The organism is Polluticoccus soli, from assembly GCF_029269745.1.
In the GTDB taxonomy this organism is placed as follows: domain Bacteria; phylum Bacteroidota; class Bacteroidia; order Chitinophagales; family Chitinophagaceae; genus Polluticoccus; species Polluticoccus soli.
This window is the reverse complement of sequence record NZ_JARJHT010000002.1, coordinates 112,168-124,962: the sequence shown is the minus strand read 5'-3', so window position 1 is coordinate 124,962 and position 12,795 is coordinate 112,168. Positions and strand designations below refer to the sequence as shown.

Here is a 12,795-nt window from a genome sequence, read left to right as displayed (position 1 = left end):
GAAATATTCAGCTGGTATTCCTGCTGATGATCAGTCGTATACTTCTCTTCTCATTCCGATCAGGCGGCTACTGTCAAATCGCTTTTCAAAGTATGCATACCCCTTCAGCGCCAGCTCCGTAATTTTTTCATTATGACCGCAATACTCATGATACAATTGCATAAAGTCCGCCTCCGAAGCAAACAGCTCCATATGGTCTTCTGCGTGGCCGATAAGGTCCTCGCCACCAAGAGCGGTAGAAAAAACGGGCATTTTATTAGCAAATGCATGCAGTATTTTAGTTCTCAAACCGCTGCCTGCAAGAATGGGCACAAGCATTATTGAGTTTTCGTAATAGTCGTCTAAAACGTCCACCTTACCGGTAAAATTAATTTTCCCGCAAGCTGCATATTTAGCAATAGTAGCTTCAGACCATTCGCCAATGATATAAATCGGAAAATCTATTTTTCCCGCGCTAGGCACATAGATCGTATCCAAAAACCAAAACAGGCCATCGGCATTGGGAGTATGTGCTTCCTTACCAATGAAAATAAACCGGTCGAATTTATTGCTTACAGCCTTTTTAAATATCAGGCTACCCGGAACACCAAAAGGACTTAACACCACATTATCGAGATGTGTTGCCAGCTCTTCCTGGTCTTTCGAATTAAACACTACAACCTTATCAAGGCTTTTCAATGAATTGATCTCGAAGGTTCTTATATTCTCTATAACGTAGTTGGTAAATCCCCTGGATAAGCTGCTGCTACCCTGCGATGTCTCGAGCCTTTTGTACCGCAGCTCATGGTGCACGAAAATTTTCTTTACGCCTTCCGGTAGCGCTTTTAATGCACTTAAAGACTCATAGAGTTCAGATTGTACATATTCTATACCCTCTGTTTCTATCACCTGGTGTATCAGATCAACAAAGGCAGACGGAAAAACGTAAGAGATATTGATCATCCCCGGCAGCAGAAAATCATCATGGATCATGCCTGCTTTACTACTAGCCTTTTCTACCTGCTGTCCACGGCTTTTCCATTTCTGGTATTGTCCATATACAGCCCGCGCCGCGCGAACCTTGAAACTTGCTTTAACTACAGGAGGCCTAACGGGGATGTTATTAACATAGAAAACCTTAACACCGGGAAGATCTCGCTTAAAACGTTCTATACTTTCTAATTCCTCTTGCGTATTAACAATCGTACAAATGGAAAAATCAAATTGGTCACGTAATCCTTCCAGGAAATAGTATTGAGCAATCGCACCACCATGTGTCAGCGGATACGGGAAACTCAATGTTATGATCAATACCTTTTTCTTCATCGGTACTTTGCCTGCTAAGTAAATTTGATCGACTTCTTTACAACTTCATACGTTACCACCATACGGTACCATACATGAAGCCTAAGCTTTTTCAATAAGCTGGTTGGCTCAACACAGTATTTCACGTACAGCTGGTTCCATTCTTCAAAAGTGTACAGTTCCCACCTGGTTATATCATCAACCTTCGTTCCTGATAACTGCAAGCCTATCTGGTCTGGGGTAGCGATAATAAAATTGCTGACGATCGAAAATTCAGCCTTGTAGATCTTACTTATCGGCACTTGCGAATAATAGGCAAGATCCAGGTTCAGCCCCTTCTTTTTAGTAAACGCATTCCAGATATACTGCTCTGCGGCATACCGCATCTTATATCCGTTGAAGCGGAACGGGTCCGTGTAAAAACGAGTATCGTAGCTATATGCCCTTGTAGTTTCAGGCTCTGGCTGCAACGGTATATTCCACAGGTCCAGCATGTCCTCTGTAAACCCTACCTGGAAGATATCGCTCACATGGTATAGCAGCGGTACCTTCCGCGGGTTGCGCGAATAGATAGTTGGAACCAATATCCGGTGCTTAAAAAAGCTATACCTCGACTTGATCAGGAATCCATTAAGGAAGACCATAAACCCCGAATGCAACAGGGTGCAATCGCCGCGCAGCTTCATCGCATATTTGCGCGTTGCCTGCTTCAGGCCGTTGTACGTCGATACGATCTGCCTGTTGTTATTGTTATAAACATTTTTCAGTTCATGATCGTTGTACGTGATCGCGCCGGGATCCGCATTGAATACCACCTTGTCGTAGTCCAGGTGGCTCACATCGGTTCCTTCCCAGGTTGAAATGATTATTTCAGCTTCGGGCAGCACCTTCTTCACACTTTCAATGGCCTGCTTCGTTCTCTGGTTTACCTCGGGCTCGCCGGGCTTACCGATCACAGGACCTTGAATAACTACCGAAAAATCACTAGATAGCATTTTGAGATATTTCCTGATACAGCTTCAGGTCTTCTGGAGTACCTAAACCATGCATCTGTTCAAAGTTGATATTGTGAATACCTATTTGCTGACCGTTCTTAATGGCATAGTTATATACCGGGCAGGTATAGAACTCATTATTTACACGGTCGTTGTTGATGATCATGTCTACCGCGGCGTTCATAAACGTAGAACCTTTTGAGAACAGGTATATGCCTACCGTAGCAAATTCAGAGATAGCTTTTTTCTCCTGCACTTCAACCACCAGCTCATTTTCATTCAGCCTTGCGAACGACCATTTAGGGTTCAGCTCCGGATCGCGGAACGTGAGAATAGAACCATCCAGCTTCTTATCCAGGCAATCATCCACAAACTGCTGGATAGAGCAATCTACCAGCTGGTCTGAATTAGCGATCAGCAGCGGCGCCTCGTTATTGATGTGTTCACGGGCAAAAAGCACAGTGCAGGCTGTTCCCTCTGTTAACTTGTCAATACCTATGAAGGTCGCATTGTAGCGCTCTGATATTTCAGCTACCAGTTCTGCTTCCTGCTCCAGGTGTTGTTTGCGGCCGATGAGGATATAACGTGCATCCCTGCAATTCAGGTTCTCCATTACGCGCGCTATCATCGGCTTTCCCTCTACATCAATAAAAGGTTTCGGTTTGGCAAAGCCTGCTTTCACAAAGCGGCTGCCTTCGCCGGCCATTGGTATCACGATGTTGATCATTGGTCTATGTATTTATCGTTATTGGCGCCCGGTATTTTTACCACCACAGTGGTCACATCTGTTATCGCCTTAAAGTCGGTAGATGTACCGGGAGTTATTTTAATGATGTCACCGTCTGTAAAACGTTTACCGCTCATTTCTACTTCGCCATTCAGTATCACGGTAAATTCAGTAGCTATTTTATGATGATGAAAACCTTCAGCATCGCCGGCCTTGTATTTCTTCACTCCTACTTCTACGTCATTCGTGCTTTGCAAGGTGGGTTCAAAATTGCCGATGAACCATCCTTTGAACATATCGTCAAGCTTGTAGTGCTCCATTATATCAGGCTTGCTTGTTTTTCAAACTCCTGCATCAGGTGCGGAGCGTAAAACGAATAGTACTTGTCGGTTTCTATCGCGTAGTTCAGCACGCGTTTGTTGCGCAGCACATACTCGTTCATCACCGGCGATATATAGTAGCTGCCTTCGTGCTGCACATCGTTCAATATGGCCTGGTAGGCACACTCAAAGAACTGCTCGGCCCTGGCAAAGAAGTAATACCCGGCAATTGCGTGGTTGCTGATCGGGTTTTTCTCGGCTGTCTGTACTACCATACCTTCTTCTATACGCGCGTACGACCAGCGCGGGTGTACCGACTTAAAGGTCACCACGCCTGCATCTGCGCCGTTTTCGGCCCAGTAGTCATATATGGAATTGAAGTCTTCGCTGAATACCTGGTCGCCGTTAATGACAACGATGCTGTCATCTGCACTTATCTTGTCTATACCCATCAGCACGCTGCACAGCCCGCCTTTGGTATTCTTTTTCAGCTTTACGATATCGCAACCGGGCGACAACAGCCTCAGCGTATTGTCGAGGTGGTAACGCAGCGAATCTTCTTCCTTGATGATGAATATGAACTGGTGCGGCACGCTGATGGCAGCATACTCGATCACCAGTTGGATCATCGGTTTACCTGTGATCTCGATCAAAGGCTTGGGATACATATATCCCGCGTTCGCAAACTGCTCCGACGATCCCGCCAGGGGAACAATTATCTTAAGCATTTTCAACTTCGTTTATGCGTCTCTTGATATTGTAATAATGAACATCGCCTGTGTGCTCAACCTTCAACAGCTGCGCGCCCGAGGCGAGAGCAGCTTTCACGCCATTCTCATTATCCTCTACTATCAGGCATTCTTCAGGTTTCAGGCCCAGTTTGTTGATGGCGTTTATGTACATTTCGGGATCGGGCTTGCCTTTGGTTACGTCCTGGTTCGACAGGTAAAACTCCAGGTACGGCGACAATCCCGATTTTTCCATCATGATCTCTACCGTCTTCCTCACAGAATTAGAACAAACCGCAAGCTTATAACCTTCAGACTTTAGCTTCGACAAAGCGAACTGGTGCTGAAATACGGGTTTGCATTTAGCATAAATGATCTCGAGTGTGTACTGCTGTTTCAGGTCGTTCACAAACTGGTGCAGTTTTACGGGAAAACCACCTTCAAGGCTCAGCATCTCCAGCTTCTTCTTGGTGGGTAGCCCATCAAAGGTTACCAGGTGATCATACCTGCTTATCTCTGCACCAAAAAGACCCAATGCTTTGTTGAGCGATTCATAGTGCCACTCCCTGGCGTCTATCAGCACGCCATCCATATCGAATATAATAGCCTTGATTGCCATAATCTATGCGAAGAAAAATTGTTGTGCCTCCTCCGGCAGGTCGGTGCATAAGATCACCCCGTCCAGGTTGGCGATATTGTTTTGTTTAAGCAGCTCCCACAATCCTGCATGCTCCCGCTTATGCAGTTCGGGCGATACTATAGCCACCTCTTTACCGCTTTCTATGTGGGCTTTGATCACGTCGGTCGAATACCACGTGTCCACAAAGGCATCGAGCCACACGCCATGACATTTTTCGTAAAATGGCGGATGTGGTTCGTACTCGCTATGCCTGCTGAATACAGGAATGCTATTGGTAAGATAGCCTATAGTATCCGGCACCGACATATCGAACACGAAATGGCTAGTGCCCGCATAGCTATTCAATATGCGTAAGAGATCTTTCTGCAAACCATCGGCTTTGATATTTAGCGCCAGCCGGCCCTTACAACCGCTTTGCTGATAAATATTCATGAAGTCAACCAGGCTGATACAATCGGCTGTTGCTATATCATGAGATATTACCAGCTCGCCGCGATAATCACGTACATCGGTCTCGGTACCAAAACCAAGACTGAAAGAGCGCTCGAACGCAGCTACGGAATTTTTCTCTTCCGTGGTCTTCCAATATCCTCTGTGGCTTATTATCTCCATGTGTTTTTATTTCACCTCAAGCGCGTTGCTTGAGCTTCCAACTATTTTGGGCTGTTTGACAAGCCCCCAACTCAATACCCTTTTACTAAATTTCGCGACGTTACTTTCCAGCCCATATAACAAAACCGAAGCGCCAAGTGTGGCGAAAAGTGTCACCACCAATAACCACACGGAAACAGGTTGAATGAGCGACAATAAAAGCATCATAAGCCCTTGAATAAGGTAAACAGTGTATGATGCGTCCCCAATCTTCATTACCAATCTATTGGGTTTGGTTAAGGCGTTTTCTTTTGCCAAAATTGTTAGAAACAGAAAAGCTGACGGTATTCCCCAACCTAACACCCTTGGTATAGGAACCAAAAATCCGAAAAAGAAAATTGATTCCCTTTTATAAGCATCCTGATAGTTCTGATTAAAATCTAAAGAGAACATAATGGTAGCCAGGAATAAAACAACACTTATTAACAGAAGCCCATTACTGGCAAAGCGAGGCACTATCCTATCCCGAAGTAAGTAAATAACATAACCAATCGCGAAAGTGATATTTATAGAAGTGCCAACAAAAGACACAAAGTAATTGTCAACAGGCAATGTTGCGGCTGTAGCTACAAGTAAAGTGAAAGCGCCAATATTTAACCAGTGGTTCACTTTACCCCTTTGTACTACCAGCATCAACGTCATGAACAGGTAGAAAAATATTTCATGATTTAAAGACCAGCCGGGCATAATTGACGGATCACCAGACTGCGGATAGAATAGTAAGGACAAAATGAACTTGTTCCGATCAAAAGCACCGGTAAAGAAATATGCAGCTGCAACTAATACAACCGTCATCAAATAGTAATAAGGAACGACGCGACTAAAGCGGTTAACAGCAAAATTGAGCGCTCTGTCCTTTTGTCTCATATTGTCGATAGACGACGCGATAATATATCCAGAGATTAAGAAGAACAAATCCACCCCGATCGCCCCGCCAAATAACGTATTGGGAACAAACAATGATAAGTGAATCAGTAACACCAAAACACAGGCAACTGCTCTAAGTAATTGTATGGAAACAATCTTAGACATGCAAAAATATCAGGGTTTGTAAAACTTCTATTACCATGGAGCCACGTATATTGATTGAGTAAGCAACTTTATTATGTTCACTTAAGTTGCACTCTACACAACCTTCACCATCGGTCTGAACAGACCTGAATAGTGTCTGTGTTCACCAACATTAAAACGTCTTCCCCCTCCTTTGTAGTTGTGCATTCTCAACGACAACGAGCCGGTTCCTTCCCTTCCAATTGCTTTAATATTGTGAATACCGAAATCAAACTTGATCTTGTAATTCCCGAAAGACAACAAGTTTGCCGGAACGATAAAGCGCTTTTCAAAAACACCACTTTTTACTAGCGGCGGCACTCCATCTTCGGCATCATCGTAAAGAATATATGCAAGAGGCGCCGAGTCTTCCTGTGAGTATATCCAAAAGCCAAGTATCAGCCCTTCAATATCTCTATGCAATTGCACTTTTACGCCTACTTCGAATTCTGACGATGTGTCAAAAACACCATCGTTTGCGAGGCTACGTACCCACGTGGCCAGCAAAGCGCCATTTTCATCGCCTTCATTTCCTTGCCACTCCGTGAATTCAGTCATCTCTCCCCCGGCAGCCAGGTAACGGGTGATGATCTCGTCGGGCCTTCCTGTCGCTGCCACCGATCCCTGCTCTATAAGCAAGCACCTATCGCAAAGGTTAGAAACCGCCTGCATGTTATGGCTTACAAATATTACAGTTCTGCCTTCGTTATGGCTTACATCGCGCATCTTTCCGATGCACTTCTTCTGAAATTCAGCATCACCTACCGCCAGCACTTCGTCCACGATCAATATCTCTGGTTGCAAGTGGGCCGCTACTGCAAAAGCCAGCCGCACATACATGCCACTGCTGTATCTTTTAACAGGAGTATCTATATACCGTTCAACACCAGCAAAAGCAACTATCTCGTCAAACTTCGCTGCTATTTCCGCCTTGGTCATACCAAGTATGGCACCATTCAAAAAAATGTTCTCGCGACCAGTCAGGTCCGGATGAAATCCCGTACCCACTTCCAGCAGCGATGCAATACGACCTTTGATCTTAATGCTACCACTTGTTGGCTTCGTGACCCTCGACAGCAATTTGAGCAATGTGCTTTTGCCAGCACCATTGCGACCTACAACACCAAGTACTTCTCCCTGGTTTACATCAAAGTTCACATTTTTGATCGCCCACACGTATTCACTATCTCCTCTCGTGGTGCGGTCATTTGCTTCACCGATCTTTAAAAAGGGATCGTCTTTGCCTCTCAGCTTCGACCAGTATCTGCTTATGTCGTCTTTCAAATAGCCAGTACCAACACTGCCCAATCTATACTGTTTGGATAGATCTTCTACTTTAATGACCACTTTACTCATTTCTGGAAACGTTATTTAAGATTTTTTGCGCCTCTTTGGGCACGGCTTCGCCCTTGTCAATCACATAAGGCAATTGTAAGCCCCATGAGGCTGTATCGGTGTATTCCTCATCGAAAGGACTGTCAACCGAAAATTTCTTGTAGAAAAATTCAAACCAGGGCGTACCATTGAAAATGTATGAATGTCACTGTATTCATACTTTTTCCCATTTTAAAAGAGCAGGTACCACTCCGGGTCTGTTTGCTGTGTACGATTTGTTTGTTGGGTCAAATGACAACTCATCCACAAAAAACGACAAAGCGTCATCAGCAAAGTCAATATCTCTTACGCGAAGTTTGCCAAGCCCTAAACTCACCTGGTAAAAACCTTTCTTCAACGGAAGAGGAAGCTTAACTGAATACCTGTAAACGTCAGGTTCCTGGCCTTCCAGGATATTTTCATCCAGGTCACATGCAAACGATCTGAACAGTTCATGTCCATCCCTGTTCACATTGATGATAGGCGTCACCCCCATCACCTTTTCTCTTACTTTATATTCTACGTTGCATATTACCTGGTCAAACACATCAAAGTCGCTCCTGGTTCTGCCCGACATATCGGTAAGCCATACTTTTTTAAGCTGGATGGGAATCGTAGCATTGTCGTCAAACTCTCGTACCGGGCAACCAACGTCATTAAAACTGCCGCCATCCTTCTGCAGGAAATAATCGATCACCTCATTTATCTCACCCATTCTTTCAGTCATGCCATTTTTAAGATATAGCCCGGACTTGCACAAACCCTTTATTGCTCCCATATTGTGGCTCACAAACAAAACAGTTCTGCCTTCCTTATTGCTTACATCTTTCATCTTCCCCAGGCACTTCCGCTGAAACTCCACATCGCCAACAGCCAGCACCTCGTCAATGATCAGTATCTCAGGTTCAAGAAACGCAGCCACTGCAAACGCCAGGCGTACATACATACCGCTGCTATAGCGCTTCACCGGGGTATCGATATATCTTTCCACTCCCGAAAAGTCTACTATCTCATCAAACTTGGCCTTGATCTCTGCTGTAGACATACCGAGTATGGCGCCATTGAGAAAGATATTCTCTCTGCCCGTAAGATCCGGGTTAAATCCGGTACCTACCTCCAACAGCGATGCTACCCGTCCTTTCATTTTTATGTTTCCGCGGGTGGGCTTTGTGACCTTTGAAAGTATTTTCAGCAGGGTGCTTTTGCCTGAGCCATTTTTACCTACTATGCCCAGCACCTCTCCCTGCCTCAGTTCAAAACTGATATCCTTTATTGCCCACACATAGTCGCTGTTCCCTTTGGTGGACCTATCGTTCACTTCAGCTATTTTCGAAAAGGGATCTTCCTTCCCTCTCAGCTTCGCCAGGTACCTGGCGACATCGTCTCTCAGATAACCGTGTCCTATGGCACCTAAACGGTATTGCTTTGCAAGATGTTCAACTTTAATCACTACGTTACTCATGGCGAAAAAATAGTGTTTAAGGAATTATTACAGCAACTATGGGCACGGCTTCGCCTTGCCACTCACATCAGACAATTTGACGATTGTTTGGATCCTTTGTTCTCTCCCTGATCCCTTGTATCGGCTTTTAGAAGCCGGAACTAATTGCAATTTAGACTGTATCAACAAACGTGTGTTCCACCTTGTTGAAAACAAATATACCACACACAAACAACACGATACCGCAAACAGTACTATATACCAACCCCTGGATAGAGAGGATCCCGTTGCCAAGGAAGGCATACTTGAAAGTTTCAAATATCGAGGTCAGTGGGTTGAACCACATTAGCGACTGGTATTTCTCAGGCAGCGATGCCACCGGGTAGATGACCGGCGAGGCATACATAAGCAGTTGCACACCGAACCCTACCAGGAATACAAGATCCCTGTACTTCGTTGTCATAGACGTAATGATGATACCGAGGGCAAGGCCTATCAGCGCCATCAACACGACCAGGAACGGCGCGATCAGCATCCAGCTGTTAGGACTCACAGATTTCTCGACAAATACATAGTATGCCCAGACAACCAGGAAAAACGCAAACTGTATCAAAAATTTGAAGAAACCGGAGATCGCCTTCGACAGCGGAAGGATCATGCGCGGAAAATATACCTTACCGAAGATTCCGGCGTTGTCAGTAAACGTTCGGGAGGTAGAGTTCAGCGTATCTGAAAAAAAGTTCCAGATCGTAATGCCACACAAGTAAAATAATAGCTGAGGTACACCACCGGTTGATATGCCAGCGAGGTTGCCAAATACAAACGCAAAGATCAGAGAGGTAAGTACCGGCTGGACAAAAAACCAGGCCGGCCCAAGTACGGTTTGTTTGTAGACGGTGACCACATCACGCCTCACGAATAACACCAGCAGATCCCTATACCGCCATATTTCAGCAAAGTTTATGCTAAATGTCGGCTTGCTGCCTGAGATGACCTGGTCCCATTCTATTTCAGCATCCGGTATGCGGACGGCTTCCTGTTGGGGTAACATGATAACAGTTTTTCTAGGTGGTTAGCGTTTTATTTTCTGAAGCACTTTCGCAATTCCGGAAACCTTCTTCTCTTCCTGGAAATATCCGTTGCCGTACACTCCGTAGCCGTAACCATTGCCGTAGCCATAACCGTAGCCGTAACCATAACCATAGCCATAGCCATAACCGTAGCCATACAGGAAGCCAAGATTCATCTTCACGTCGTTCACAACCAGCGACATCTTCGGAAGCTTGTTTTGAGTGTATGCCTCGTGTGGTATCTGTATCTGGTGTTTGAAGGTATAAGCCTGGCGCACTACGTAAAGAGAAGCGTCAGCATATCTACCAAGAAGTTGAGCATCGGTTACCAGGCCCAGAGGCGCTGTATCGATCACTATATAATCAAATCGTTCACGCAGTTCCTTAAACAGCTCATCCGTTTTCGCCATCAGGATCAGCTCTGCAGGGTTTGGCGGTATCGGACCTGAAGGCAATACAAACAGGTTTTCCGAAACTTCAGTGGGCTTGATAATATCATCAAGGCTAGCCTTGCCGATAATGTAGCTCGAAAAACCGACGCTGTTATCAAGACCCAGGTTGCTGGATATTTTTGGCTTACGCAAATCCATTTCCATCAACACCACCTTCTTACCCGAGATCGCAAATGTGCTCGCCAGATTTACGGCGATGAAAGATTTACCCTCACCGCTCATGGTCGATGTCAGCAGTATCACCTTATCATTCTTATCTGTCAGCAGGAATTGCAGGTTGGTACGCATCACCCTGAATTGCTCAGCAAGCGGGCTGCGGCTATTGGCTTTAACAGCTACCGTCTGGTTCTCGTCGTAGTGGCCTATCTCACCAAGCAACGGAGCATGCGTTTGCTTTGCTATGTCTACTTTGCTGATGATCCTTGTGTTGGTAATACGCCTCATGTATAGCAACAAGCCCGGTATCAACAAGCCGCAGAAGAACGAGATCGACATGATCTTTGACCTGTTTGGTGATATTGGCCAACCCGATGGTCTGGCTGGGTCGATAACCCTTGCACTTGCTACATTGGTTGATTTGGTGATCGCCGTTTCTTCCCTCTTTTTCAACAGGAAAAGGTAAAGGTCCTGCTTAATGGTCTGTTGGCGCGAGTATTCAAGAAAAACACGCTCTTTACCCGGCACACCTTTGATCTGGTAGCCAAGCTGGCCACGTTGCCTTTCGTATTCACTAACCGTCAGTTCTAACAGTTTCTTCTTAGCCAAGATGCTGCTCATTACGCTGGCACGTGCGCTTTCTATCTGGTTATTCAGCGCTTTTGCAGCAGGGTTGCTTTCTGTAGTTGTTTGCAGCAGTTTTGTCCTTTCCAGCTCAAGGCTATTCAACCTGTCGAGGAAGGTCATAACAGACGGATCGCTTACTACGGTGCTGCCCGGCATTTCTTTACGCTCATTTATGTTCTTCTCTACACCTTTCAGTATCTCCAGCTCAATGTATTTTTCCTGAATCTTCTCTTCTTTTGCAGTTGATGAACTGAACAGGTATTCTGCCTCGCTGCTGATGTTGATCAGCTCGTTGCTTTTCTTAAAACCTTCGATCTCGCCTTCAATGCCGCTAAGGTCACTACTTACATCTCTCAGGCGGTCTTCAATAAAGGCTATGGTGTTGTTGGCAACACGGTTTTTGTCGTTGACATTTTCTTTGATATATACTTCGATAAGCTTGTTGACAACGTCAGAACCCCGCTGCGCTATTTCATCAACCACATTTATCGTCATCGCGCTCGAGGTCTTAGATGGGATCACCACGCTAAGTCCTCCAACATGTTTGGCAGCTGCATCCTCAATCGGTGTAACCAGTACCTGGTATTTTTCAGAAGGGTTGATGATCGGGCGTCCTGTTGACGTTACCAGCACCTTTCCTACCGAGCAAACTATTGTATCTCCAAACCTGTGCTTTGTTTGTTTCCCGGCATCAGACAGGATATAGTGGTCTTTACCCGCAAATTCAACAGTGCAGTTAAAATAACTGGCTAGTGAATCCGGCTCAGGAAGCAGCACACGGAAGTTGAACGGCCTGTCGCTATACAATTCAGCTGTTTTCAACCTGCCCGAGATCAGGTAACGAACGTTGAGGTTAAGCTCCGTCACCACTTTTTTCATCATGGTCTTGCTGCGCATTAACCTCAGCTCGTTGTCCATCGACACCTTGTTGTTGGTACTGGTCAGGCTACCAAGACCCTCCAGCGCTATCGCATCAGATTTGCTGCCCCCGGTTCCAAGAATGATCTCAGCACCTGTGCTGTATATCGGCGTGGTATAGCGCAGGTACAACTGACCTACTGATAATGAAACAATGATGCTGATCAAGAACCATGGCCATACTCCTAACAGCGTAGAGAAGAACCATTTGATGGTGATTGAGTTGTCTGCAGTTTCGTGTTTCTCGAACGGTTTTCCGGATAAATTGTCTTCCATCTACTAGCTTTCTGTAATATAAAAAGTATATATTAAGACAATGCTCCAATTATCAATTGGCGACTTGAAATCAGGGGTCTTAATCG

General features: G+C 45.3%; 12 protein-coding genes. All 12 read right to left on the bottom strand.

All coding sequences use genetic code 11. The features are described 5' to 3' along the window. Positions 1-30 precede the first annotated feature (30 nt). Positions 31-1,305 (bottom strand): glycosyltransferase, encoded by a 1,275-nt coding sequence (locus tag P2W83_RS11100; RefSeq protein WP_276133804.1) that lies wholly within the window; start codon positions 1,303-1,305, stop codon positions 31-33. Between the two features lie 14 nt (positions 1,306-1,319). Further along, complete coding sequence (locus P2W83_RS11095) at positions 1,320-2,279, bottom strand: WavE lipopolysaccharide synthesis family protein (RefSeq protein WP_276133803.1); 960 nt, start codon at positions 2,277-2,279, stop codon at positions 1,320-1,322. Then, positions 2,269-3,006 (bottom strand): glycosyltransferase family 2 protein, encoded by a 738-nt coding sequence (locus P2W83_RS11090; protein ID WP_276133802.1) that lies wholly within the window; start codon positions 3,004-3,006, stop codon positions 2,269-2,271. The genes P2W83_RS11095 and P2W83_RS11090 overlap by 11 nt, the downstream gene beginning before the upstream one ends. Then, positions 3,003-3,326, bottom strand: a complete 324-nt coding sequence (locus P2W83_RS11085) for a cupin domain-containing protein (RefSeq protein WP_276133801.1) — start codon at positions 3,324-3,326, stop codon at positions 3,003-3,005. Before P2W83_RS11085 ends, P2W83_RS11090 begins: the two co-directional genes overlap by 4 nt. Further along, positions 3,326-4,054 (bottom strand): glycosyltransferase family 2 protein, encoded by a 729-nt coding sequence (locus P2W83_RS11080; protein WP_276133800.1) that lies wholly within the window; start codon positions 4,052-4,054, stop codon positions 3,326-3,328. Before P2W83_RS11080 ends, P2W83_RS11085 begins: the two co-directional genes overlap by 1 nt. Then, positions 4,047-4,673: an HAD family hydrolase gene (locus tag P2W83_RS11075; RefSeq protein WP_276133799.1), complete on the bottom strand. Its 627-nt coding sequence runs from the start codon at positions 4,671-4,673 to the stop codon at positions 4,047-4,049. Before P2W83_RS11075 ends, P2W83_RS11080 begins: the two co-directional genes overlap by 8 nt. A gap of 3 nt (positions 4,674-4,676) precedes the next feature. Continuing rightward, positions 4,677-5,306, bottom strand: a complete 630-nt coding sequence (locus P2W83_RS11070; RefSeq protein WP_276133798.1) for a PI-PLC domain-containing protein — start codon at positions 5,304-5,306, stop codon at positions 4,677-4,679. A 6-nt stretch (positions 5,307-5,312) separates the two neighbouring features. Then, complete coding sequence (locus P2W83_RS11065; RefSeq protein ID WP_276133797.1) at positions 5,313-6,377, bottom strand: acyltransferase family protein; 1,065 nt, start codon at positions 6,375-6,377, stop codon at positions 5,313-5,315. A gap of 93 nt (positions 6,378-6,470) precedes the next feature. Next, entirely contained in the window at positions 6,471-7,751 is a 1,281-nt protein-coding gene (locus P2W83_RS11060) for an ABC transporter ATP-binding protein (RefSeq protein ID WP_276133796.1), read from the bottom strand. Between the two features lie 193 nt (positions 7,752-7,944). Then, positions 7,945-9,231: an ABC transporter ATP-binding protein gene (locus P2W83_RS11055; protein WP_276133795.1), complete on the bottom strand. Its 1,287-nt coding sequence runs from the start codon at positions 9,229-9,231 to the stop codon at positions 7,945-7,947. A gap of 151 nt (positions 9,232-9,382) precedes the next feature. Further along, positions 9,383-10,261 (bottom strand): ABC transporter permease, encoded by an 879-nt coding sequence (locus P2W83_RS11050; protein WP_276133794.1) that lies wholly within the window; start codon positions 10,259-10,261, stop codon positions 9,383-9,385. 21 nt (positions 10,262-10,282) lie between these two features. Then, on the bottom strand, positions 10,283-12,709 hold the full coding sequence (locus P2W83_RS11045) for a GumC family protein (RefSeq protein ID WP_276133793.1): 2,427 nt from the start codon (positions 12,707-12,709) through the stop codon (positions 10,283-10,285). Positions 12,710-12,795: the final 86 nt, after the last annotated feature.